The sequence below is a fragment of the Klebsiella sp. BIGb0407 genome, from assembly GCF_024807845.1.
In the GTDB taxonomy this organism is placed as follows: Bacteria; Pseudomonadota; Gammaproteobacteria; order Enterobacterales; family Enterobacteriaceae; genus JGM124.
The window spans coordinates 162,641-187,764 of sequence record NZ_JANUEQ010000007.1 but is presented as its reverse complement, the minus strand read 5'-3'; the positions used below and the strand labels follow the sequence as shown (position 1 = coordinate 187,764).

The 25,124-nt window shown below is 44.9% G+C and carries 24 protein-coding genes, 1 tRNA gene and 1 pseudogene; 17 read left to right on the top strand and 9 right to left on the bottom strand.

Annotation, left to right across the window (positions count from 1 at the left end; translation table 11 throughout):
* The first annotated feature begins 361 nt into the window (after positions 1-361).
* From M2387_RS19490 to qatC, 3 genes are read left to right on the top strand one after another with little or no spacing between them, the layout of a single operon-like run.
* A complete protein-coding gene (locus tag M2387_RS19490) occupies positions 362-2,221 on the top strand; it encodes a KAP family P-loop NTPase fold protein (protein ID WP_259051865.1) in 1,860 nt (619 codons plus the stop codon).
* Positions 2,222-2,223: 2 nt separating this feature from the next.
* On the top strand, positions 2,224-3,087 hold the full coding sequence (gene qatB / locus M2387_RS19485) for a Qat anti-phage system associated protein QatB (RefSeq protein ID WP_259051864.1): 864 nt from the start codon (positions 2,224-2,226) through the stop codon (positions 3,085-3,087).
* Positions 3,084-4,367 (top strand): Qat anti-phage system QueC-like protein QatC, encoded by a 1,284-nt coding sequence (qatC, locus tag M2387_RS19480; protein WP_259051861.1) that lies wholly within the window; start codon positions 3,084-3,086, stop codon positions 4,365-4,367. Before qatB ends, qatC begins: the two co-directional genes overlap by 4 nt.
* A 529-nt stretch (positions 4,368-4,896) precedes the next feature.
* Here the strand turns inward: qatC and M2387_RS19475 are convergent.
* Genes M2387_RS19475 through M2387_RS19465 form a run of 3 tightly spaced genes read right to left on the bottom strand, consistent with a single transcriptional unit; the run spans position 4,897 to position 6,534 of the window.
* Positions 4,897-5,472 carry a phage polarity suppression protein gene (locus M2387_RS19475; RefSeq protein WP_259051860.1) on the bottom strand — a complete coding sequence of 192 codons (576 nt, stop codon included), beginning with the start codon at positions 5,470-5,472 and terminating at the stop codon, positions 4,897-4,899.
* A gap of 16 nt (positions 5,473-5,488) precedes the next feature.
* Entirely contained in the window at positions 5,489-5,734 is a 246-nt protein-coding gene (locus M2387_RS19470) for an ogr/Delta-like zinc finger family protein (protein WP_259051857.1), read from the bottom strand.
* Positions 5,731-6,534, bottom strand: a complete 804-nt coding sequence (locus M2387_RS19465; protein ID WP_259051855.1) for a capsid protein — start codon at positions 6,532-6,534, stop codon at positions 5,731-5,733. Before M2387_RS19465 ends, M2387_RS19470 begins: the two co-directional genes overlap by 4 nt.
* Positions 6,535-7,397: 863 nt before the next feature.
* On the opposite strand from M2387_RS19465, the gene M2387_RS19460 reads away from it, so the two are divergent.
* From M2387_RS19460 to M2387_RS19435, 6 genes and pseudogenes are all read left to right on the top strand, one after another.
* Positions 7,398-7,664, top strand: a complete 267-nt coding sequence (locus tag M2387_RS19460; protein ID WP_259051852.1) for a helix-turn-helix transcriptional regulator — start codon at positions 7,398-7,400, stop codon at positions 7,662-7,664.
* Positions 7,661-7,999 (top strand): annotated as a pseudogene (locus M2387_RS25835) (ash family protein); the annotation flags it as partial. The gene M2387_RS19460 and the pseudogene M2387_RS25835, both read left to right, overlap by 4 nt.
* Before the next feature lie 24 nt (positions 8,000-8,023).
* Positions 8,024-8,218 (top strand): host cell division inhibitor Icd-like protein, encoded by a 195-nt coding sequence (locus tag M2387_RS19450; protein ID WP_259051996.1) that lies wholly within the window; start codon positions 8,024-8,026, stop codon positions 8,216-8,218.
* Positions 8,215-8,436 carry a hypothetical protein gene (locus M2387_RS19445; protein ID WP_259051849.1) on the top strand — a complete coding sequence of 74 codons (222 nt, stop codon included), beginning with the start codon at positions 8,215-8,217 and terminating at the stop codon, positions 8,434-8,436. Before M2387_RS19450 ends, M2387_RS19445 begins: the two co-directional genes overlap by 4 nt.
* Entirely contained in the window at positions 8,433-8,753 is a 321-nt protein-coding gene (locus tag M2387_RS19440; RefSeq protein ID WP_259051844.1) for a DUF5375 domain-containing protein, read from the top strand. The genes M2387_RS19445 and M2387_RS19440 overlap by 4 nt, the downstream gene beginning before the upstream one ends.
* A gap of 13 nt (positions 8,754-8,766) precedes the next feature.
* A complete protein-coding gene (locus tag M2387_RS19435; protein ID WP_259051842.1) occupies positions 8,767-11,100 on the top strand; it encodes a primase-helicase zinc-binding domain-containing protein in 2,334 nt (777 codons plus the stop codon).
* Between the two features lie 159 nt (positions 11,101-11,259).
* Here the strand turns inward: M2387_RS19435 and M2387_RS19430 are convergent, their stop codons facing one another.
* Both M2387_RS19430 and M2387_RS19425 read right to left on the bottom strand, forming a co-directional pair.
* Positions 11,260-12,519 (bottom strand): tyrosine-type recombinase/integrase, encoded by a 1,260-nt coding sequence (locus M2387_RS19430; RefSeq protein ID WP_259051840.1) that lies wholly within the window; start codon positions 12,517-12,519, stop codon positions 11,260-11,262.
* Between the two features lie 165 nt (positions 12,520-12,684).
* Positions 12,685-12,769: transfer RNA gene (locus M2387_RS19425), tRNA-Leu, on the bottom strand.
* A gap of 206 nt (positions 12,770-12,975) precedes the next feature.
* On the opposite strand from M2387_RS19425, the gene ahr reads away from it, so the two are divergent.
* Positions 12,976-13,998 carry an NADPH-dependent aldehyde reductase Ahr gene (ahr, locus tag M2387_RS19420; protein ID WP_259051838.1) on the top strand — a complete coding sequence of 341 codons (1,023 nt, stop codon included), beginning with the start codon at positions 12,976-12,978 and terminating at the stop codon, positions 13,996-13,998.
* A 57-nt stretch (positions 13,999-14,055) separates the two neighbouring features.
* Here ahr and M2387_RS19415 read toward each other — a convergent pair whose 3' ends face one another.
* On the bottom strand, positions 14,056-15,699 hold the full coding sequence (locus M2387_RS19415) for a dihydroxyacetone kinase subunit DhaK (protein ID WP_259051836.1): 1,644 nt from the start codon (positions 15,697-15,699) through the stop codon (positions 14,056-14,058).
* Positions 15,700-16,102: 403 nt separating this feature from the next.
* Between M2387_RS19415 and M2387_RS19410 the strand changes: the two genes are divergently transcribed.
* From M2387_RS19410 to tal, 7 genes are all read left to right on the top strand, one after another.
* A complete protein-coding gene (locus tag M2387_RS19410) occupies positions 16,103-17,665 on the top strand; it encodes a BglG family transcription antiterminator (protein ID WP_259051834.1) in 1,563 nt (520 codons plus the stop codon).
* 23 nt (positions 17,666-17,688) lie between these two features.
* Complete coding sequence (locus M2387_RS19405) at positions 17,689-18,162, top strand: PTS sugar transporter subunit IIA (protein WP_259051832.1); 474 nt, start codon at positions 17,689-17,691, stop codon at positions 18,160-18,162.
* A 425-nt stretch (positions 18,163-18,587) separates the two neighbouring features.
* Positions 18,588-19,055 carry a PTS sugar transporter subunit IIA gene (locus M2387_RS19400; protein WP_259051830.1) on the top strand — a complete coding sequence of 156 codons (468 nt, stop codon included), beginning with the start codon at positions 18,588-18,590 and terminating at the stop codon, positions 19,053-19,055.
* A gap of 63 nt (positions 19,056-19,118) precedes the next feature.
* On the top strand, positions 19,119-19,439 hold the full coding sequence (locus M2387_RS19395) for a PTS fructose transporter subunit IIB (RefSeq protein WP_259051828.1): 321 nt from the start codon (positions 19,119-19,121) through the stop codon (positions 19,437-19,439).
* Between the two features lie 59 nt (positions 19,440-19,498).
* Positions 19,499-20,605, top strand: a complete 1,107-nt coding sequence (locus M2387_RS19390; protein WP_259051825.1) for a PTS fructose transporter subunit IIC — start codon at positions 19,499-19,501, stop codon at positions 20,603-20,605.
* A gap of 169 nt (positions 20,606-20,774) precedes the next feature.
* A complete protein-coding gene (alsE, locus tag M2387_RS19385) occupies positions 20,775-21,455 on the top strand; it encodes a D-allulose 6-phosphate 3-epimerase (protein ID WP_259051994.1) in 681 nt (226 codons plus the stop codon).
* 250 nt (positions 21,456-21,705) lie between these two features.
* On the top strand, positions 21,706-22,656 hold the full coding sequence (tal, locus tag M2387_RS19380; RefSeq protein ID WP_259051824.1) for a transaldolase: 951 nt from the start codon (positions 21,706-21,708) through the stop codon (positions 22,654-22,656).
* Here the strand turns inward: tal and M2387_RS19375 are convergent.
* The 3 genes from M2387_RS19375 to lptF all read right to left on the bottom strand — a co-directional run bounded on the left by M2387_RS19375 (position 22,653) and on the right by lptF (position 25,121).
* Positions 22,653-22,850, bottom strand: a complete 198-nt coding sequence (locus M2387_RS19375) for a hypothetical protein (RefSeq protein ID WP_259051820.1) — start codon at positions 22,848-22,850, stop codon at positions 22,653-22,655. The genes tal and M2387_RS19375 overlap by 4 nt on opposite strands.
* A 90-nt stretch (positions 22,851-22,940) precedes the next feature.
* On the bottom strand, positions 22,941-24,020 hold the full coding sequence (gene lptG / locus M2387_RS19370; protein ID WP_259051818.1) for an LPS export ABC transporter permease LptG: 1,080 nt from the start codon (positions 24,018-24,020) through the stop codon (positions 22,941-22,943).
* Positions 24,021-25,121 (bottom strand): LPS export ABC transporter permease LptF, encoded by a 1,101-nt coding sequence (gene lptF / locus M2387_RS19365; RefSeq protein WP_259051815.1) that lies wholly within the window; start codon positions 25,119-25,121, stop codon positions 24,021-24,023. It abuts the gene before it with no gap.
* Between the last annotated feature and the right edge of the window lie 3 nt (positions 25,122-25,124).

Below are 25,124 nucleotides of genomic sequence, written 5' to 3'. Positions count from 1 at the left end.
CGCTTTATGCGATATACCCACAGATACCATCAGATACGAAGAGAATGAAAAATGAGCAAAAAAGAAGTAATCCACTGATTTTAGGCACAAAAAAAGCCACCCTTAGGTGACTTAATTTCGCATATGGTGCGAAGGCCGGACTCGAAAAAAACATATAACCAACTGTATTAAATAACATTTAATACGTATAAAAAAATAAAGACCACCAAAATGACCCCAAACGACGAATCTCTCCTATGTCAGTCATTGCAATTTCAATGATTACATCATAAAACAATCATCTAATTCTTAAAAATTGTTGCAAGTTCTGAAATGCATTGGATAAGGTGTAGAGGTCACTTCTTGCCGATGGGATGGACTCATGTGGAATGATGTTGAAACTGCTGATGATTTACTAAATTTCAAGCTGATCGCAGGAATTGCGACACGTCTTGTTTTCGAATCCGCCGGAGAGCCAGTATCTATTGGAATATCTGGCAAATGGGGAACGGGGAAATCATCTCTTGTCAAAATGATTGGGGAAAAACTCCAAAATGATAGTTCCGAAGATGACTATGTTTTCTTGGAATTTAATGCATGGCTGTACCAAGGTTATGATGATGCCAAGTTAGCACTGTTACAATCGGTATCAGATAAAATATTATCAATTGCCAAAGAAAAAAAAACCTTGATTGATAAAGCAGTTTCCTTTTCTAAAAGAATTAATTATTTCAGAGCATTGAAAATTGCGGCGCCGGCAATTTCTGGAGCGATTTTTGGAAGTGTAGTCGCTGGCCCAATTGGTGGGATTTTAGGCGTTGTAAGTGGTATTGCTTCAACTGGTAAAATAACTGAGGATGATGTAGGGAAACTGAGGGATGATTACTCAAAACTAGCACCTCAATTCAATGGAATATTAAACCCGGAGCAATCATCTTCATTACCACGACAAATTGAAGAACTGAGAACCAGTTTAACCAGCTTGTTAAAAAAATTAAATATAACATTGGTAGTATTGGTCGATGATCTAGATAGATGCATGCCAAATACAGCAATATCTACTTTAGAAGCAATGAGATTACTTTTATTTGTACCTCGAACTGCCTTCATAATTGCTGCTGATGAAGGAATGATCCGTAGTGCTGTACGTTCCCATTTTTCGCAAACCGATCTTGACAGCGATCTAGTAACTAATTACTTCGATAAATTGATACAAGTTCCTCTAAGAGTTCCGCGACTGAGCACTAATGATGTTAAAGCCTATGTAGTTATTCTTTTGTCAGAACTTGCTGTCCGTCACAATATTATTCCAAAAGAAGATGCGGAGTCAGCGAAAAAAATAATTTTAGAGAAAGCAAAAAAATCTTGGCAAGGATTATTAACTAGGAAAGAATTAAACGAAGCCTTCGGAAGATACTCATCCGTACTCGAAAAAGAAATCACCATCGCCCTAGAAATTTCTGAAATATTATCAAGCACTAAAGAAATTGCAGGTAATCCACGTTTGATAAAAAGATTTCTGAACAACTTAATTATCAGACAACAAATAGCTGAGGAACAAGAGTTAGCAATTTCATTCGAAGCTCTGGTAAAAATGCAACTATTTGAAAGGTGTGCCACAACAACCGCTTTTGAATATCTTGCGAGAGCAGTTACTGAAAGCGAAGATGGGAAGCCAAATTTCATTGCAAAATTAGAACGAGAGTTGCAAAGAGGAAATCCTTACACCTCTCCAGATAAAAGTTGGAACAACCCATTTATTGAGTCATGGATAGGAATTAAACCAAGTTTATCATCGGTTGATTTAAGACCTTTATTATATCTCAGCAGGGAAAAATTTATTTCTATCTCAAGCATGGATGAAATTAGTGATGATGCAAGAGCGTTGTTTGAGTCAATACTCATATCCGATGATACTTTCGATATACTTTCACCACAGCTTTTAGATATTGGTGAGATTGAGGCAGAGAAGATATTAATAAAACTAAAGGTAAAGTGTCGTTTAGAACAATGGAGCTTTGAGTATTTAAAAAAATGCCTATTTGTAGTATCAGAATATAGTTCTTTAAGCAATGAGTTAACTTCGCTTTTGAAAGAAATACCAGCCAATATACGCCCTGCGCCTCTAATCCCTTTAATAACTAAGTATCCATGGGCTGTGGAAATATTAGAGTCATGGGAGAAAGACCCTAATACAAATAAACCAGCATTAAATGCAATTAAATTGAAAGCAAGGAGATAAATATGGGTACTTCGACTTCTAGTTCAGGTTCTGGAGCTAATGTTCCAATCATTCCTCCCTGGGAGGATAAGCTTCAAAGCCTCCCGATAGGTTCGGGTGAAATCATATACCCTAATTCAGATGATGAGAGGGAGGAAGAACCACAGGAACCCCTATCTGTTGAACATAATGGAAGCATTGATGGAATAGCACCACCAAGGAAATATGCCACAGCCAGGAGAGAATTACGAAATTATGCTGAGAGCTCAGATAAATCGCACTTCAGCAAGGCAGTTGGAAGCTTCTCAAAAGTAGGAAACGGTGGTGCAAAGAAAGCCTCACGTAAAATGAGGACATCGACACGCGCAGCGACTAATTTGTTATCATTATTACTCAATTTGAGAGAAGGTAATAATGTATCAGTCAAAAACTGGGCGCAGAAATTATTAAAAAGTAACCCATCTGCATCTGAGATTATTGATGCAATAATCTCAGAAACAACAACATCTGGGGGTACTGTCGATGAGGAATCAATCAAAAACTCAATGTCATTTGCATTATCGGAACTAATAAATAAAGATAAAAATATAGATCTTTTTAAGATGAGTGACAATAACATTTGGAACTTGATAGAGCTATATCTTTCCAATGAAGTTAAAAACAAGCTGATTCATGAAATCGGGCAATTGTTTGAAGGTTCAAAAAACATACCATCAAGCTCAATGAAAAATATAAATATGATGAGAAAGTATCTCCAATCAGAAATTTCAGAACAAATATCAGTATTAAAAAAAGAATTCCCAAATCCGAGCACCAAACAATTTCAAAAAGTCATGGATAAAGCACTTGAGAACACATTTATTGTCTATGAAGGAGCATTACAATGAAAGTAGTATGCGCGCCTGAAAAGCTTTTACCAAAAGTATTAGAAGAAGGTGTTGAGTATTTTTCCCTTTACACAATTCCCGCGAACAAAAAAATAGGTCACATAGCGCAAGATTGGAGAATAAGACTAAAGAAAATGGGTTTTCACCCTGATATTGTGACTTGGGATTTTGTAACTATAGCAATGTCAGTTTGCGCCGCAGACCTAGCATGTTTAAGGAAGAAAACCGCTGATGGCTGGACTCGGGAGATTAAACTAGCAATAACGGTTTGCAACAAAGAAAATTGGTTACCGCATATTAATAAACTCCAAGATGCATTTCGTTTTTTAACAGGTGACTTTTGGGAAATAAAATTAAAAAATGGTGGTGAACCTCCTTTAGAACCATCAACTTTAACGACTTCCTCTGCGGACTGTATATCATTACTCTCTGGCGGAATGGATAGTTTAATCGGTGCAATCGATCTAATGGAAAATGGTCGTTCACCATGTTTCGTTTCACAAATGGCAAAAGGTGATTCTAAGAAACAAATAGAATTTTCAAAAACATTAAATGGGAAAGTACGTCATTATCAGTGGAACCACAGAATAAAAGTCCCTCATATAACTGAGCGCTCAACCCGTGGCCGTTCATTAATATTTATTTCATATGGTGTTCTTGCTGCAACAATTTTAAATCTTAAAACTCCAGTTGAGTTGTACATTCCCGAAAACGGATTTATTAGTCTGAATGTTCCACTTAACGAAGGTAGATTTGGAAGCCTTAGTACAAAAACCACTCACCCTGTTTTTTTAGCTATCATTCAAGATATTTTTGATTCTGCCGGAATAAATATTTCAATTAAACGCCCTTATCAAGGATATACAAAGGGTGAGATGATTAAAAACTGCAAAAACCTTCCACTTCTTCTTAACTACATCGGTAATACTACAAGTTGTGGTCGTTTTGGCTACTATAATTATCAACATTGTGGTCGATGCGTCCCCTGCTTAGTTCGCAGAGCCGCATTCCTAAGCGCGGGGATATCAGATACAACCACGAATAAATATTATTTTGATGATATCGGAAATCCTAATTCAGAGAGAGAAAAAGGCGCAAATGATATCGGAGCTGTTGCTCGAGCCTGCTTACTTATCAGAGAAAAAGGAATTAATGAAGTAATAGGAGGATCGCTCGTTTTCTCAAGTAAATCTATTGAAGGACGGAAATTTTATTCTGATGTGGTTGAGAATGGATTCAAAGAACTTGATTTGCTTCTTACAAAGCACGGCATTCTATAAGTCTATTCAAAAAGCGCTCCTCTTAGAACTCGTGCAATGCTTCCCCGCCACTCCTTCTCGCTTGGTGTGGCGGATTTAATACAGATCAATAGGTGATCACAGCCCCATGCATCATGGTGAATTCATTAATAGGAGATGAGGAACTTAAAATGCGATATCATCGAGACCGAAATGACTTATTTCCCTCCTCCTTCGGGTGGTATTGTCTTACCCCACCTGACAGCCTCAGAGGATCATCTTATCCTCAAACAGCATAGTACCTGTCACAGATATCCAAATGGATCCGCGTGTCTCAGCGACGATTACTGGTCGTTAAATTAAATAAATACTTTATCGCTAGCGCGCAATACTTCCCCCTCCTCGCCTGCCCGCTTTGTGTGTCGGTTTTAATGCAGTTGAGTGGAGGCGCTCAGGCCGCGCCAGTGCTGGCGTGGTAGGGTGTGAAAAGTTCGAATATTTAAATGCAAAACCATGCAGCGTAGGCGTGCATGGCTATTTTTAGAATAATAACGGGTATTTTTGGGGCGTTTTACGCGGATTTTTTGCGGTTCAGTTCTGCCTGACGACGCGAGAAAATCAGGCTCTGTTCAGGCGAATATTTTACCTGATTATCTGCCCGTGACGCCCTGTCAGGTCGGAATCCGATAGTGGTCAGAATATCCCGGTCATCTTCTGCGTAATCAACAGTAACCCCGCTGGCCAGATAAACGGATAACGCCTCGCGGAGACTGGCGGCAGCGCGGTCGAGGGCGCTTTCTCTGACGATTTCAGGCTGTTTGCTGATATGCATCAGTTCAGGAGCCAGGGCAGCGGTCAGGGCGGTGCCGTTCGCTGTCATAAAGGAATGAAGCTGACGGCGGATGCTGATGTGCTGTACGGCTTCATGAGCGCGGATATAGTCCCCGGCAGACTGATTCACTTCCCATTTTTTCAGGTCAGATAAATCGCGTAACGCCTGTATTTCTTCCGGCTCAGGGTTATCACAGGATAACTCTCGCTCTCTGAGTATCATTTCAGCCTGTGCCAGTCCTGCTTTGCTATCAAGCCAGCGCGTTTTATTGTGCTGGCAGACTGTAAAAGCCTGCTCCAGTGGTGTAGGGGTCATGTTTCTTTCTCCTGAATCAGTAGCGCAGTGATGAACGGGAACAATCCTGTATACGCGGAGGCGCAACGGGTGCAGCCGGTGCCGGTTCAGGTGACTCTTTCTCCACAGGAGGGCGTATCACCTCATCAATCGATTCGACGGTGCGAAAGGTCGCCGAACAGAACACATTGATGCACTGAAGATAGCTCTGTTTAACGTTATCCGACAGATAGCGGCTGGTACGCACATGAGCAGCCTTTTTACAGTACGGGCAGCGCATCATGGCTTCACCTCCTGCGGTTGTGTCTTCCGTGCCAGCTCTTTAGCCAACAGCATTCTCTTAGCGGGGCTTTTATAGAGCTTCATATCCACACCGGTGAGCGCAGGGCGATGAAGGCCAATCTGTGAAATCACCGGCTCATGCGCCATATCGAATGCGTAAAATCGGCTCTGTGCCAGTACATTCTCGCCCAGCTCCTGAATCAGAACACTGTGAGGGCGCTCTTCCCCTTCCATTTCAAGTTCACGCAGACGTAACGTGAAAGCACGTATCAGTGCCGGGGGGATGTCCTTCATTGCAGTTGCCCACTCGTTCCGGGCATAAATAGAGAGCGCTGAAGAATGGGCACCAACGTATTTACCGCCTGATTCACAGGCCGACAGCATGACATCGGTTTTATCATCTTCCAGCTCGGCAATGACAACAGTGATATCTTCTGCCAGCTCGCGGCCAGCCACTCGTTGACTATGTTCCGCTTTAAGCTCCGGCGTCATCATTCCGCGTAATTCCCTGAAGCGGGTTCGGAAGTTTTGCTCTGATTTTGCACTCTCATTCAGGGCGTTCTGGCGTTCTTTTTCACTGCGGGTAATGGCTGCATTGATATCATTCAGTTTCAGCATATTTTCCGTGTGTGCAGATTTGGCCTGACTGAATACCTCAAGAGCGTTGCTCATCCTGGCTTCTGCGTTCTGGTTTGCCTCTTCGTTAATGATATTTAGTGCGCTATTAATGACTGTACGTATTTTTTCATCCTGCTTGCTGCCAATGGTTTTCATTACTGATGTAAATGAAGCTGCTTTCATCGTCGGGCTCTCTCTGTGTTTTCAACCTGACGTCATTCTGTAGTTCCTCAGACAACAATTCGATTCATTGCAGTTGTGGCATATATGGCACAAACAGAGCTTAAAAATCAGGCTGGCCAGAGAAAGGTCTCAGCAAAACCCTGCTTCTGTTTATTTTTATACTAATAACTATTCACCATTGTTCACCAAAATAAAAACATAAGTAATACAGTAAGTTAAATGGTGATCAGTTGATGATTGACTGTTCACTGTCTGTTCACCACTGTTCACCTCTTGATAAAGGTCATCTCATTTTCATCTGTGGGATTGAATGTTTATTCCTATTAATGATGAGATGGTTAATTGATAGAAACAGTTTTAACTTTTGAGAGTTAATCTCATTCGTTCACATCCAATAACATTCAACAATATTCGTAATTAGCCGTTTTTTTAACTAGTACTCAGAGGTGGCATAGTGTATTTCCAGCTTATTGCAATACCCGAATTTATGCTGAAAATAGAGAGCTATCCGAAGCTAGACGGACACGCCTGGCACTGTATGGACTTTATGAGGTAGCCCAATGCGCACTGCTTTTTTATCCCCATTACCCTCCCTTGCTATAATTCAATTACTTAGAATTAAATGTAATAAATATTAGTTTTTATATTCCTGTTTCTTCGTTACTGAATTGCTAATATCCACCAATTTAGGCCAATATCCACCAATATAGATCAGCAATTATCATCTTATAAAAATCAATTGGTTATCTGCCTTTTTGATATAAAAAATCTTGTTGATCCGAATAAAAATATTCACAAAATAGAGAGCTATCCCAAGCCGGATGGATACGTCCGGCTCTGTATGGACTCTATGAGGTAGCCCTATGCACACTGCTTTTTCTTCCCCTTCTTCTGCCCCAGCTATTCCGCCGGTGCCATTTTCTAACGTCGTTCAGGAGCGTTTTTTACGTCTGCCGGAAGTGCTGCATCTGTGTGGTCTTTCCCGCTCTTCGGTTTATGATCTCATCAGCCGTGAGTCTTTCCCGAAGCAAATCAACCTAGGTGGTAAAAACGTGGCATGGGCGCAGTCTGAAATTACTGCCTGGATGGCGGATCGCATTGCTGAACGCAACCGGGGCTATGACGCATGATGATGGTCGTTCTGCAAAAACATCCTTTTTCTGGCTTGCATCCGTTGTGTGTTTCCTGGTACAGTTTTCCCGCTGTCGCAAAATCGACAGTCGGAATTGGCGTTCCGAATATCTCAATGGCGACACCAGACGCGCCGTGCGTCTTTTTTTACGTCGTAGCTCAGGCATATCCATTTTTTGGATTGTGGTGCTTATACATACACCATAGTCTTATTCAAATAATGGTGGCTCGGGCGGGGCAGCCTTCGGGCTGGCCGGTATCCATTGAGGCCGGTTACGCCAACCCCGTTCGGGTCACCACCAGTGAAATTGGCGTTTCCGGTGGTGGCGATAACCGCTACTCAATGGAGGTTGCCACAATGGCTACGACCCTCACCCTGTCACACCCCCAATTTGTCTTTGTTTTCGCTGCCGTTCGTCGTTCAGAGCACAAACCTAATATCTGTATGCTTCGCACCATCGCCGGTGATGAACGTAGCGCCCGTCTTTCCCTCGTTCGCGATTACGTCCTTACGTTTGCTGGCCGTCTGCCAGTGACGGAGGTCTACGCATGAAACAGCCTGTTCTGACCCTGAAAGACCTCGAATGCCTGGAGCATCTGCGCAACGTCGGTCAGTTAGTCACGGATATGTCACGTCATCAGGAGTGCACCTCTCCTCGTCGCGCTCCTGCACAGCAACTGACCTCTGTCATTTATCTGATGACCGCCCAGCTTGATGGCGTGCTCGAGCGTTGCAATCAACACTGGCTGACCGGGGAGGCTGGCGCATGAATAAGGCCTTAACATCTTTCCTTCGTACTGCCCTGTATCGCCGTGCTGTGGCCTGTGCCTGGCTGACGGTGTGCGAGCACAACCAACGTTTTCAACACATCACCCTTGAAGTACTGGAAACCGCTATAGCCAGCGAACTGGAAGGATTTTATCTGCGCCAGCATGGCGAGGAAAAAGGCCGTCAGATTGCCTGTGCCTTGCTGGAAGATTTAATGGAAGCCGCACCGCTTAAAGCCACGCCGTCACTGTCTTTCCTCGGTCTGGCTGTGATGGATGAACTGTGTACCCGTCATATTAAGCCGCCGGTTCTGCACTGAGGGAGATATCATCATGAAAATAAACGTAACTGAAACAGTAAAACAGGCTTGCGGTCACTGGTCGCATATTCTCCCGGCGCTGGGTGTGAAGGTGATTAAAAACCGCCACCAGGCTTGCCCCGTCTGTGGTGGCTCCGACCGCTTCCGCTTTGATGATAAAGAGGGGCGCGGGACATGGTTCTGTAATCAATGCGGAGCGGGTGATGGGCTTAAACTGGTTGAAAAGGCGCTAGGTTTGAGCGCCGGGGATGCGGCTAAACAGGTGTGTGGCGTAACCAGCAATCTGTCGCCTGTTGCCCCGGAGACACTCATTGCTATAGACACCGACACGGAAGCCAGCCGCAAAGCGGCGGCTGAACTGGCTGTAACGCTGATGGAGAAAACCCGTACCGCCACCGGTAACGCTTATCTGACCCGCAAGGGCTTTCCTGACCGGGAATGCCTGATGCTGACGACCAGCCACAAAACTGGCGGTGTAAGCTACTGCACCGGGGATATAGTGGTGCCGCTGTACGATAATTTAGGCGCACTGGTTAACCTCCAGTTGATTAATGCTGACGGTATTAAACGGACTCTGAAAGGTGGTCAGGTAAAAGGGGCATGTCATATCATCGAAGGGCAGAAACAGATCGGAAAACGGCTGTGGGTTGCTGAAGGGTATGCCACAGCGTTGAGTGTGCATCATCTTACAGATGAAACGGTGATGGTGGCCTTATCGTCCGTCAACCTTCTTTCTCTGGCGAGCCTCGCCCGGCATAAATATCCGGCCCGTCAGATAGTGTTGGCGGCTGACCGTGATTTAAATAGTGACGGCCAGACTAAAGCCGCTGCCGCCGCGAAAGCCTGTGAGGGGCGTGTCGCCCTGCCGCCAGTATTTGGTGACTGGAATGATGCCCATATCCAGCAGGGCGAAGCGGTAACCCGCCAGGCACTGACTGATGCGCTGAAACCACCGGTGGCCAGCCCGTTTGATACCATGAGTGAAGCTGAATTTACCGCCATGAGTACCAGTGAGAAAGCGATGCGGGTACATGAGCATTACAGTGAAGCGCTGGCGGTTGACCCTAACGGCCAGCTTCTGTCACGCTATGAAGCCGGGATATGGAAAATCATTCAGTCGTCTAGATTTTCTCGTGACGTTGCCGGACTTTTCCAGCATCTGCGCGCGCCATTCTCATCTGGTAAAATTGCCTCGGTGGTCGACACTCTGAAGCTGATTATTCCACAGCAGGACACCCCGGCGCGGAGACTGATAGGTTTTCGAAATGGCGTACTCGATACCAGTACCACTGTATTCAGCCCACACAGTAAGTCGCACTGGCTACGCACGCTGTGCGACGTAGATTTTACCCCACCGGTGAAGGGGGAAACGCTGGAGACACACGCGCCAAATTTCTGGCGTTGGCTCGACCGTGCTGCCGGGGGGAACGCTCAAAAACGCGATATAATTCTCGCCGCGCTATTTATGGTACTGGCAAACCGCTATGACTGGCAGCTCTTCCTTGAAGTAACCGGTCCTGGTGGAAGCGGGAAAAGCATACTTGCCGAGATTGCGACCATGCTCGCCGGGAAGGACAACACCACCTCTGCCACCATCGAAACGCTGGAATCATCGAGAGAACGTGCGGCCGTAATTGGTTACTCCTTGATTATTCTTCCGGATCAGGAGAAGTGGAGCGGGGATGGCGCAGGTATAAAAGCCATCACTGGTGGTGATGCGGTTTCAGTCGATCCGAAATACCGCGATGCGTACTCTACCCATATTCCGGCGGTGATTCTGGCCGTGAACAACAATCCGATGCGCTTCACCGACCGTAGCGGCGGAGTGTCACGGAGAAGGGTGATTATGCATTTCCCGGAGCAAATTGCCCCTGAAGAACGCGACCCGCAACTGAAAGACAAAATTGTCCAAGAGTTAGCAGTCATTGTACGTCAGCTTATGCAGATATTCTGTGATCCTATGACCGCGCGAACATTACTCCAATCACAGCAAAACTCTGAGGAGGCAATCAACATAAAACGTGACGCAGATCCGGCCTTTGATTTTTGTGGTTATCTCGAAGCACTGGAACAGCCAAACGGAATGTATATGGGTAACGCCAATATCGTTCCACGGCAGCCACGAAACTATCTTTATCATGCCTATCTGACCTACATGGAGGCCAATGGGTACAAGAATGTGCTGAGCCTGAAAATGTTCGGGCTCGGACTGCCGATGATGCTTAAAGAGTACGGGGTCAATTATGAGAAACGCCATACCCGACAAGGAACCCAAACTAACGTCACTCTGACGGATGGGAGCAATTCCGACTGGCTACCCAAGTGTAATGACACATCCTCAATATAATCTGATAAACCGGCGCAAGTCGGTTTTTTCACATTAAGGAGACTGAGATGAACAGTGAACTCTTCACTCCTCACGCTTTAATCATCACCTATTACAATGATTTTAAAAGATAAAAAGGAACGTGAACAGAGTGAGTAGTTAAAAGGAAAAAAAGTTTATTTATGACTGATACCGCTTAGCAAACTCAAAAGGCGTTATATGCGCGTTTATGTTGGCATCTAAATAATCAGCCCACCATTGCACCATCAATCTCCGCTCTTCCAAATGTTCTGCTTTATGAATGTACGCAGCCCGAACACCATTTCTTTCCTGGTGGCTCATTTGCCTTTCAACCGCATCACGAGACCATAGCCCTGATTCAACTAATGCACTACACGCCATCGCACGGAAACCATGCCCACAAACTTCAGTTTTGGTGTCATAGCCCATCCCACGTAAAGCATTATTGATGGTGTTTTCACTCATCGGTTTAGTTGGATGATGATCTCCGGGAAAGACTAAATCACTATGCCCACTTAAAATCCTGATTTCTGCAAGTAAGGCTATCGCCTGATGAGATAGTGGCACTAAATGAGTCGTTTTCATTTTCGACCCACGGTGGGAATGTTTTACACCTTCAATGACCTCTCGCTCAGCAGGAATAGTCCAAAGTGCTTTCTTGAGATCAATCTCCTTCCAGCGTGCAAAACGTAACTCGCTGGAACGGATAAAAATATTAAGGCAAATTTGAAGAGCTAAACGCGTTAGCAAGCGACCTTTATGGCATTCAATTTTTCGGAGAAAATCAGGTAGTTTCTCAAGAGGTAAAGCAGGTCTGTGAGTCGCTTTTTTTGATATAATAGCCCCAGCGAGATCCTGTGCTGGATTTCGGTCAATGAGACCACTTTGTACGGCGTAGCGCATAATACCGGTGACACGTTGTTGTAATCGAGAAGCCACATCCAGACGTCCGCTCCGTTCGACTTCACGCAACGGAAGCAAGAGATCGCGTGTAGATAAATCTGCAATATTTCTGGCACCAATAGCCGGAAGTATATTGCGCTCTAAATCGCGCCATACCCTTTCAGCATGACCGCTAGACCAACGCTTATTATTTGAATGCCACTCTTTGGCCACTTTTTCAAAGCTATTCAATGCTGCTTGTTCTTGCTCTCTTATCTCTTCCTTTTTTGTATTCGGGCTAAAACCATCAGCTAATAAGAGACGTAACTCATCACGCTTCTCACGTGCTTTTGCAAGGGATACAAGAGGATAAGCGCCCAAAGCAACTCTGCTTTCCTTGCCCTCAAAACGATACTTGAGATACCAGCGTTTAGAACCTGTTGGTTTAACTAAGAGATATAAGCCGTGGGAGTCAGTAAGTTTGTATTCTTTTTCGCGAGGCTTTGCCGTGCGAGCTGCTACGTCTGTGATAGCCATAAATTGGGGGTCAATCCTTTATCGAACCGAGCTGACCACCATTCTGACCCCCATTAGTACTGGATGTCAACGGATGTACTCGGACGAATTTGGATCAAAAAAAAAGCCTTTCGGCTTTTTTTTCAGTAACTTACGGACTGTTACGGACGTTCTCGGAATACTTTTTGGTGCCGAAGGCCGGACTCGAACCGGCACATCTCTCGATGGTTGATTTTGAATCAACTGCGTCTACCGATTTCGCCACTTCGGCACGAAGGGGTACGCGGATAACGAGGGGGATTATACCTGTGATGGGCGGTGTTGCAAGTAGCACGATAGGTATGTTGTGTTAAGTGCGTAAATTTTCAGCGAATGCCTGTATGTTGTATTCTTATTAAGGGATAGCACCCTTTGTTACCCTTATTTGTCAAAGTGATGCTTTACACTGTCCGCCATAACCCTAAAGAGGAATCGCGAATGTCTGTTATCAAAAGTTATGCCGCCGCTGCTGCGGGTGCTGAGCTGGAGCTTTATGAGTTTGATGCCGGTGAGTTGCAGCCTCAGGATGTTGAGGTCCGGGTGGAGTTTTGCGGGATTTGTCATTCCGATTTGTCGATGATTGATAATGAGTGGGGCTTTTCGCAGTATCCGCTGGTTGCCGGGCATGAGGTGATTGGTCGGGTGCATGCTTTGGGGTCTGAGGCGCAGAGTAAAGGGCTGAAAGTGGGTCAGCGGGTCGGGATTGGCTGGACTGCACGCAGCTGTGGGCACTGTGATGCCTGTATCAGCGGGAGTCAGGTGAACTGTCAGAGTGGCAGTGTCGCCACCATTCTTAATAAGGGTGGATTTGCCGATAAAATCCGCGCCGACTGGCAGTGGGTTATTCCGTTACCGGAAAGTATTGATGCCGCTTCTGCCGGGCCGTTGCTGTGCGGTGGCATTACGGTATTTAAGCCATTGTTGATGCACAATATCACCGCCACCAGCCGGGTTGGTGTGATTGGTATCGGTGGTCTGGGTCATATTGCGATTAAACTGCTGCATGCGATGGGCTGTGAAGTGACGGCCTTCAGTTCTAATCCTGCTAAAGAGCAAGAAGTGCTGGCGATGGGTGCCGATCGGGTGGTGAATAGCCGTGATCCGGAGGCGTTAACCGCTCTGGCAGGTCAGTTCGATTTAATTATTAATACCGTCAATGTCAGCCTGGAGTGGCTCCCCTACTTCAACGCCCTGGCCTTTGGCGGGAACTTCCATACCGTCGGCGCGGTGCTGACGCCGATACCGGTTCCGGCATTTAGTTTGATCTCTGGCGATCGCAGTGTCTCCGGGTCAGCGACCGGTTCACCGCACGAGCTGCGGTCATTAATGAAATTTGCCGGACGCGCGAAAATTGCCCCGCAGGTGGAGTTCTACCCGATGTCGAAAATCAACGATGCGCTGCAACATGTGCGTGACGGTAAAGCGCGTTACCGCGTAGTGCTGGAAGCTGATTTTAGCTAAGAATCAATCCGCTTAATGCCAGCTTACCGGCATTAAGCGGAACTCAGTCATATCAGACTATTTTACCAGGTCAGCAAATACCCCAGCCACTGCCGCAGCCCCCGGATCCACTACCCCATCAAGATTTTTACTGTTCACATAGGATGAACGACCCGCTCCGGCTTTTTTCATGCTGGCGGTGGCTTGCGCCCCTTTCTCAGCCGCCTCGGCAGCAGCAGCAAGTGAGCCGGTTTTCAGAGCTTCCAGCGCCGGTTGCAGGGCATCAATCATGGTGCGGTCGCCCGGCTGTGCTCCGCCGTAGTGTTTCATCTGCTCAAGCCCCGCCAGCAGCGCTTCGGCTATCGGCGCTTTGTCTCTGACTTTTTGCCCGGCAGCGGTAAAGAATATCGACATTAATACGCCGCTAGAGCCGCCCATCACCGTTGCCAGACGCTCACCAATCCGCTCCAGTAACGCCGCAGTATCATTTAATGGCAGCTGACCTTGGTCGCTCAGGCTGGCAATATCGCGCGCCCCTTCGGCAAAGGTTGAGCCGGTATCACCGTCGCCCACTTTGGCATCGAGATCGTTCAGATAAGCTTCATTGCCAATCAGGCTCTGAGTGACGGAGGCAACCCAGGCTTTAACCTGTGCATTCTCGGAAGGAGTGACCTTCACTTCATCATGGATCAGGGTGATTTTTTTGCTGGTCACCGGCTGATATTTTACCAGTGGCTGCCAGCCCGAAGTTTCAACCTCGGAAGATAAAGCGGTGATAAATTCCGGCGTGAGTTTAATCGCTGAGAGCGAGAACCCTTTCATATCCAGGGCCGTAACCAGATCTGCCGGGCCTATCAGATACTGGATTTGTGCTGCCAGTTCTGACTCAAATAAGGCTTTGGTCAATAGGGCCATTTCCAGCGCCGAGGTACCGCCCAGGTTGTTAATCAGAATAGCCAGCGGAGCCTCATTGCCGGTGGCTTTGCGTAACCGCTCGACCATCATCGCAATCACTTCAACGCTGTTCTGGGTATCGACGGTGATAGCGCCAGGTTCGCCGTGGATACCTAAACCCAGCTCAACCTGGCCGCTTTTAATGCGGTCTTCTTCACTGCTACTGGCATCAGGCAGGTGGCAGGTTTGCATGGCAACGCCGATGCTAAAGACAGAGGCGCAGGCCTGTTTTGCTGCCTCGAAGACATCACTTAACGACAGCCCCTGCTCTGCCGCATGGCCGGCAATTTTATGTACCATTACCGTTCCGGCAATACCGCGCGGTTGCTTATTATCGGGAAGCGCAATGTCGTCGCCGACGATAACCATCTCCACCTTAAGACCCGCTTTTTTGGCTTTTTCTGCCGCCAGGCCGAAGTTCAACCGGTCGCCGGTGTAGTTTTTAACAATCAACAGACAGCCTGCCGAACCGGTTACCGCCATAATGGCGTTAAATACCGCATCAACACTGGGGGAGGCAAACAGGTCTCCACATACGGCGGCGGTCAGCATGCCTTTACCGACAAACCCGGCATGAGCAGGCTCGTGGCCGGAGCCACCACCCGAGATAACGGCGACCTGATTTTTATCCCAGTCGCTGCGGGCTACTACCCGAATCGCAGGGTCAATATCCAGCCGGGTCAGATTATGATGACGAGAACTTATGATAATGCCTTCAATGGCATCAGAGACGAGCTGTTGACGGTCGTTATAGAAGAATCTGGACATTATTTTTCCGAATCTCAGGTTAAACAGGCTTATAGCATAGACCGTTATGCCTGAAATTTTGTTACTTTTACTGGAGATTGTCTGGGGAATTACAGGAAAATAGCCTTCCTTGCGACCTGCTGCCCTTCGACTCCCCCAAATTCACTTCGGCGTCTTGAACGCGATAAAATCTTCCAGTGCGTGAAATTCTGGCTGCTCAGGCCTCTTCGTTAGCGTCAGATAGTCTTCAATATCAGAGAAAAAACAGGGGCAGTTCATCATTTGTCCAAAAGTATGGACACTATTTAGTATTGTAACTTTAGGCAATTTTTCTTACCTTGATAAAGATAGATGATGCTCATAAAGTTCCTATAAAAATAACGATTAATCCTTGAATTGTAACTACTAAAGGAAAAGGAAAAAATTGAGAATGATTACCTCACGCCAGCACAGATTATTACGTTTCCTGTTGCAACAGCGGAAGTATGTTAATTTATTCGATTTGGCAGAACAACTTTGCGTGTCAAAAAAAACGATTCAACGTGACCTGAATATGATTGCCGATTATCTCGTTGACTCAAATGTTCAACTCGATAAAAAAGCTGGCGCTGGCGTCCTTCTTATCGCTGAGAATATGGCCGATCTGTTGCAACTAGAACTGCAACTGAATGGTGAAAATGAAGATACCGACAGTATTATGGGGCATTCGCGTCGAATAAAAATGGCCTCCTGGCTATTGAGTGAAACGCCAAAAGAGACCTCAATCAATAAACTTTCAGAACGCTTTCATATAAGTAATGCCTCTGTTGTTAATGATTTAAAAGTAATTGATGACTGGATAACGCCGCTAGGTTTGCAGTTAATTCGTAGTCAAAGTGGTACCCGAATTGAAGGTAATGAAAATAATGTTCGCCAGGCGATGGCAGCATTGATTAACGGATTAATCAACCATCAAAATCCCGGATTAGTGAATCATTCCAGGTTAGATCCCGGTAGCTATAAGGCATTGGTTCAGTATTTTGGCGAAGAGGAAGTTGCTTTTGTTCAGGTTCTGCTGCAACAGATGGAACAAGAGTTAGCCTACCCATTGGGTGAAACTTACTATATCAATATTTTCACTCATATTTTGATTATGATGAGCCGTCGTAAAAGGGGGAATTTGTTAGTTAACCCAGCACATGCCTCTCGCCAGCCGCTGGAAGATCCCGTATTTTTAGTGGCCGGTAAAATGGTCGAAAAAATTGAGCAGCACATTGGCTTATCCCTCCCGGATGATGAAATTTGGTTCATTTATCAGTATATAATATCATCCAGTGTATTAGTCGTTGAAAATAACAATAGCTTATTACATGATAATCTATTCAGCGACGAGGTCGGTGATATTACATCGAGTTTAGTGGATAGCTTTTCACAGTTAGTCAATATTGACCTTAGAAAGGACCGTCAGCTGTATGATGGACTTGTCGTTCATATTAAACCCTTAATTAACCGACTTCATTATCAGATTAATATTCGTAATCCGTTGCTCGATGATATTAAAAATGAACTGGTAGATGTGTATCATTTAACGCGTATTGCGATAGAAAAAGTTTTTATTTTTTCTCCCCAGAAAAAAATTTCTGATGATGAAGTCGGTTATCTTGCTGTCCATTTCCAGGCGGCTGTTGAGCGCCAAATTACCCATAAACGTGTATTGCTTGTGTGTTCTACGGGTGTAGGTACATCACACTTGTTAAAAAGTCGTATTTTACGTGCATTTCCCGACTGGGAAATAGTTGCGGCGGTGCCTGCCAGTAACTTGCAAAGTGTTAATGACCAAATGACCCCTGATCTGGTGATCTCTACTGTTCATGTTCCAGAAATTGATGTGCCAGTAGTATATGTAACCGCATTTCTTAATGATGCAGATCTTCAGCGTATTACGGAAAAACTCATCACAGAGAAATTGCATCAGGCCAGCGATACACATCGTATCACTCAATCTTGATGCAATGTTAGCAAGGGTATTTTATGGATATGTCAACAGTACTGAATGTTAATCATATACAATTAAATATGATTGCTAAGACTAAAGAAGAAGCCATTGAAGAACTAACCGACTTACTCATTCAGGTTGGTTCTGTCAGTAACAAAGATGCGTTTATTCGCGATGTTTGGCGGCGTGAAGAGGAAGGACCGACAGCATTTGAAAACCTTATCGCGCTTCCCCATGGTCAGTCTTCGGCGGTAAGCTATACAACCATAGCCATAGGACGTACCCAAGATACAATTTCCTGGCAAATGCCCGATGATTGCGATATTCGCTGCATTATTTTATATGCGATTTGTTTGGAAGATAAAGATACGACACCTATTCGGGTATTAAAACAGGTTTCAATCGCCTTGGCCGATGATGATACTATCGCGAAGTTACTGACAGAAAATGAACCAGAAAATATTATTGCGATGTTTAATCAATACATAGAAACTGATAATGAATTCTAGCTGATTTGTATCCCTCGATTATCATCCTCACTGGCTCCCCCCCTCCTGAATAACATGAAACCCATGTTATTCACTGTATTAATTAAATTGTATACTCCTAATCAGCCAGCCCTCCTAATCTGCAGAATATAAATATTTTTACTGTGGCGATCGCCGCTATCTCCCCTGAACTATCACCCTAATTCATATTCAGGTGTACATCAAACTTCCCTCTGCAGGGACATCATTTAGTATGGCACCCTTGAGAGCTTTGCCTTATATTTATACTCATAGGTTTAGCAGCACATCGAGATGATAGCGTTATTCAGAGAATATAAACAAATTTGATGATTTAGCCTGTCACTGAGGAAATTGAAGATAAGTTGTATTTATAATCTTCCACGGATTGTCACTTAATTTTGATTAAATATTATTAAAGGTATTTTATGGATATTTCTACAGTACTCAACATCAAGCATATAAAATTGAAGATGACCGCTAAGACCAAGGAGGAAGCCATCGAAGAACTGACCGACTTATTGGTTCAGGATGGTTCTGTAGCGGATAAAGTTGAATTTCTTCGAGATGTTTGGCTACGCGAAGAGCAAGGGTCAACTGGGTTTGAAAACCATATTGCTATCCCCCATGGAAAATCCATGGCAGTGAACCATACCGCATTGGCAATTGGCCGTACTCAACATGAAATTCCCTGGGAAACCATAGATGGAAGCGATGTACGGTGTGTCATTTTATTTGCGGTTCGTTTGCAAGATCAGAATACAACTCATATCCGTTTATTAACAAAGGTTTCATGTTCATTAGCAGATGAAGCCATTGTAGCTAAACTGCTGGAAGAAAATGATCCTGAAAAAATCATTGATATATTGAACTCTCCAGAAGATGTCAATGCTTAAGACTATTTTTTACTACTTTATATTACAGTTTAAAAATAACTAAATAAATTATCGAGGTTTATTATGAATATTGTTGGAATTTCAGCCTGTACAGTCGGCATTGCACATACTTATATTGCGCAAAAGAAAATTGAAATGGCTGCAAAAAAAGCGGGTCATAACGTAAAAATTGAAACTCAGGGCACCATTGGCATTGAGAATGCTTTAACCGAGGATGAGATTGCACAGGCGGATATCGTCTTGCTAGCGGCTGATGTTCAAGTCTCTGGAGAGGACAGATTTGCTGGAAAAAAAGTCGTTAAAGTAAAAACAGAAATTGCCGTTAAATCACCAAATAAGCTGATTGAAAAACTAGAACAATTGGTTGCAGAAAATCAAAAGTAATAATAAAAAATATAATTATTTCACCAGATATTATCCATTATAGATAGAAGGTGTTACCTATGAACATTAAAGAAATATGGAAAGCAGCAAACCCTAAGGGTCATCTGCTAACCGCAATATCATTTTTAATTCCTATTGTTTGCGGTGCTGGATTCATTATTTCTATCGGCTTATCTCTTGACGGTAAGGTAGAAGATACGCTGCTTGCTGGTCAATTTGATTTGTGGAGCATGCTGGCGACAATAGGCGCTAAAGCCCTTGGACTTCTACCTGTGGTTATTGCTTGTGGGATTGCTGGATCCATTGCGGGTAAACCAGGGGTAGCGCCTGGTTTTGTTGTCGGTCTCGCAGCTAATGCGATTTCCGCTGGCTTCATTGGTGGTATTCTCGGCGGCTATATTGCAGGTTACCTCGCTCTTGCTATTATCAAAAACGTTAAGGTACCAAGTTGGGCTAAGGGCTTAATGCCCACATTAATTGTCCCCTTCTTTGCATCAATAATCAGTGCGGCGATTATGGTTTACATCATCGGCACTCCAGTGAGCATTTTCACTGAAGCCCTCACATCTTTCTTAAGAGGAATGGGGTCTTCATCTAGTTTAGTTTTAGGCGCGGTCATTGGTGCTTTGTGTATTATTGACTTCGGCGGCCCTATCAATAAAACATGTTTTGCATTTGTATTAACTCTACAAGCTCAAGGTATTAATGAACCCATTACCGCTCTCCAATTAGTAAATACTGCGACGCCTATAGGTTTTGGTCTTGCCTATTTCATTGCCAAACTTATGCGTAAAAATATCTATAATCACGAGGAAATCGAAACGCTAAAATCGGCAGTGCCTATGGGTTTTGTTAATATTGTTGAAGGTGCAATACCGGTGGTTATGAATGATATCACTCGTGGTATTACTGCGGCAGTTATCGGTGGAGCCTGTGGTGGTGCTATTACCTTGGTATATGGTGCTGATGCGACAGTACCTTTTGGTGGTATTTTTATGATTCCAACCATGTCAAACCCTATGGCCGGTATCATGGCATTACTTGTTAACATTATTGTGACCGGTACTGTCTATGCAATTATTAAGAAAGATGTTCCTCGTGACGTTATTTTAGATAACGGTGTAGAAGAGGAAGACATCGATTTAGATGATATTAAAGTTAGCTAAAACCAAGTCTTTATTCTGACTTGCAGTCGATATTGTAGCCTTATGCTTACCTTAAGGCTCATTAATTCAATTACGCTATTTAATTACTATTTTCGTTATAGAATATTTAATTTTGCAGTTTCAAAACACCTTTAACTTAAAAGTGGATGTTATAAATATGAGTCAACATATACATATTTCCCCATCATTGATGACAATGGATCTTGATCAGTTTAAAGAGCAAATTACTTTTTTAAGTGAACATGTAGATTCATTTCATATTGATATAATGGATGGCCATTTTGTACCTAACCTGAGTTTATCCCCATGGTTTATTCAGCAGACTCGTAAGCTGTCAAATACTGAGATGTCAGCACATTTGATGGTCACTGATCCAACCTTCTGGGTGCAGCAGCTTATTGATATAAAATGTGAATTCATTTGTATGCCAGCGGAATGTATTAATGGCACAGCCTTTCGTCTGATTGACCAAATACATGCCGCAGGGTTAAAGGCTGGGGTCGTACTCAACCCAGAGACGCCTGTTAGTGACATTCTGCCGTATATAGAAATTCTTGATAAAGTCACCATTATGACCGTTGATCCAGGATTCGCTGGCCAACGATTTTTGGTAAAAATGCTGGATAAAATTACTGAATTAAGAGAACTTCGTGACGCGCATTCTTACCAATATCTTATTGAAATGGATGGGTCAACGAATAAAGAACATTGGAAAGTCATTCATGATACAAAACCAGACATTTATGTCATTGGCCGTAGTGGCCTTTTCAATTTGACAGATAATATTGAGAGTTCATGGCAGCAAATGGTTAATGAATTTGAAGAAGCCACAGGTGAACAATTCATCTAAATTTATTCAGACGATCTGGCATAAAATAAATCATCCCTGACGAGTTAGTACATCACAAAAATAGCATGACAAAAGTCATTTTATAGTCTAACCAGAGTGATGAGTACTAACTCTCTTCTGCAAAGTCGGGATGGACACGTTTAAATGCAATAAACACCATCAATGACTTTACTTAAGATTAATCATTTCTAATAAAGTAAAATCTTAGGTTATGCATTAAATAAACCCCAAAGCAATAGGATAATCGAAAGTGAATAAATTAGAGCAACTCCGGAAACTGACTATTGTTGTTGCAGACACGGGTGAAATTGAAGCAATAAAAAAATATCAACCGGAAGATGCGACAACGAACCCTTCTCTTATTCTTAAAGCTGCCCAAATCGCAGAATATATACCGCTGATACAACAAGCTATCGACTATGCGAAAGCGCAAAGCAATAATAAAGAACAACAAATTCAAGATGCTTGTGACATGTTAGCGGTTAATATAGGTAAAGAAATTCTCCAAATTATTCCCGGTCGTATTTCAACAGAGGTTGATGCCCGTCTTTCTTATGATACAGAGCGCAGTATCGCTAAGGCTCGTCAACTCATCAAAATGTACAACGATGCCGGTATCGCGAACGATCGTATCTTTATCAAATTGGCTTCTACCTGGGAAGGCATCCGCGCTGCTGAAGTGCTAGAAAAAGAAGGGATTAACTGTAACCTGACGCTTCTCTTTTCTTTCGCTCAGGCTCGTGCATGTGCTGAAGCGGGCGTATTCCTCATTTCTCCCTTTGTTGGCCGTATTATGGATTGGTATAAAAAGAACGAGGGCCGTGATTTTGCAGCGCAAGAAGACCCAGGCGTTCAGTCCGTTACTTCTATTTATAACTACTACAAAGCGTTTGGTTATAAAACCATTGTTATGGGGGCAAGCTTTCGTAATATCGGTGAGATCCTTGAGCTTGCCGGTTGTGACAACCTGACTATTGCCCCTTCACTGCTTGCTGAACTTGAAGCCGCAGAAGGTGAAGTCGTTGAGAAACTTGTCGATATTAAAGGTAATACTCAACGTCCTGCTGCTATGACCCATTCTGCTTTCCTGTGGGAACATAACCAAGATGCGATGGCTGTTGAAAAATTAGCAGAAGGTATCCGCAACTTCGCTATCGACCAGGCCAAGCTTGAGACGATGATTGCAGCGATGATTGCCTAAGCCCAGCTCAACCTGACCGCTTTTAATGCGGTCTTCTTCACTGCTACTGGCATCAGGCAGGTTTGCATAGCAACGCCGATGCTGAAGACCGAGGAGCAGGCCTGTTTTACCGCCTCGAAAACATCTCTTAACGGCAGCTCTGCTCTGCCGCAGGGAGTGGCAAACAGGTCTCCATATTCGGCGGCGGTCAGCATACCTTTTCTCCTCAGGTTCTGGCGGTTATGCCATAAAAAAAGCACCTGGAGCGAAGCTGTCAGGTGCATTTTTTATCTGTGTGATGAGTATTAGTTAGAACGTTTCATCATCAGCCACAGGCTTAATAGCAGGAAGGTGGCGCTAGGCAGCAATGCCCCTAATACTGGCGGGATATGGTAAACCAGACTTAGCGGGCCGAAGATTTGGTCAAGAACGTAAAACAGGAAACCAAAGCTGATACCGGTCACGACCCTGACCCCCATGGCCACGCTGCGCAACGGGCCGAAGATAAAGGACAGGGCCATCAGCATCATTACCGCCACCGAGAACGGCGCGAAGATCTTGCTCCACATATTGAGCTGATAGCGCCCGGCATCCTGGCCGCTGGCTTTAAGGTAGTTCACATAATCATAAAGCCCGGTGATGGATAGCGCCTCAGGTGACAAGGCAACAACACCAAGTTTGTCCGGCGTCAGGTTAGTTTTCCACTCACTGCTGACGGTCTGAGAACCGACAATTTGCAGGGGATCGGTTAAGTCAGACTTATCCACCTGCGACAGCCGCCAGACTTTATTATCCGCGTCATATTTTGCCGACAGGGCATAACGAATCGACTGCAGGTGCCGCTCAGAGTCAAAGCTATAGATACTGACACCCGACAGTTCAGAGTTATCTTTTACCCGTTCGATATAGATAAAATCATGGCCATCTTTCGCCCATAAGCCGTTCTGGGTTGACAGTAATGAGCCACCCAGGAGCATCTGTGCCCGGTAGTTACGCGCCATCTGCTCACCCTGGGGCGCAACCCACTCGCCGATTGCCATGGTCAGGATAACCAGTGGAATCGCCGTTTTCATCACGGAAGAAGCGATTTTCAGGCGGGTATAACCGGCCGCCTGCATCACCACCAGCTCACTACGCTGCGCCAGGGCACCCAGTCCTAATAGTGCGCCTAACAACGCCGCCATAGGAAAGAAGATTTGAATATCTTTTGGCACGCTTAGCAGGGTATAGAGCCCTGCACCCATCGCTGAATAGCTGCCCTGCCCGGTTCTTTTTAACTGATCGACGAACTTAATAATCGCCGACAGCGACACCAGCATAAACAGCGTCATCAATATGGTATTGAGGATGGTTTTACCAATATAACGGTCTAGTACACCAAACATTTATACCGCTCCTTTGCTGCTAAAGCGGGCACGTACTTTACGCACGGGTACTGTATCCCAGAGGTTTAATGCTATCGCTAATAGCAGATACAGCAGATTAACGCCCCACATCCCCAGCATCGGATCGATTCGGCCATTGGAGGCGCTGGAACGCAGAGAACTTTGTAGCAGGAAGAACACCAGATATAACAGCATTGCTGGCAGCATTGAGAGAACGCGACCCTGACGCGGGTTCACGACACTTAATGGAACAACCATCAGCGCCATAATGATAACCGACATAATCAAAGTGATACGCCAGTGTAACTCAGCCCGCAGTTCAGGTTCATTACTGTTCCACAGCTTAGACATATCCATCTGGCTGGTATTCGAGGGGTCAAGCACCACGTTCTGATGGCCGACAACCGCCTGATAATCTTTAAAGTCGGTGATACGGAAGTCACGCAGCAGTGCCGTTCCTTCAAAACGCGTTCCCGCATTTAAGGTCACCACCTGTGAACCGTCAGCACGAACAGAAAGCTGACCGGCATCCGCCACCACAACCGACGGGCGGGTATTACCACTCGGTCGTGTCTGGGCCAGGAACACATCCTGGAAATTCGCACCCTTAACATTTTCGATAAACAATACCGAACGGCCGTCACTGGTTTGCTGGAATTGCCCTTGTGCCAGAGCCGCAACGCCCGGGTTAGCTTTCGCTTCCGCCAGCACCTCTTCCTGATAACGCGCCGACCAAGGGCTGAGCCACATCACATTGACTGTGGCAACGGCACCGGTAAACAGCGCAAGTATCATCGCAGCTTTGACTAACACCGATTTGCCTAAGCCGCAGGCATGCATCACCGTTATTTCACTTTCGGTGTATAATCGCCCCAATGTCATCAATAAACCCAAGAAAAGGCTTAGTGGCAGGATCAGTTGTGCCATTTCAGGCACCCCTAAGCCTAAGAGCGACAGCACCAGGTGAGTGGGTATCTCACCATCAACTGCGGCCCCGAGGATCCTCACTAACTTCTGACAAAAGAAGATCAGTAACAGGATAAAAAGGATAGCCAATTGGCTCTTGAGTGTCTCACGAACCAGATATCTTATGATAATCACATT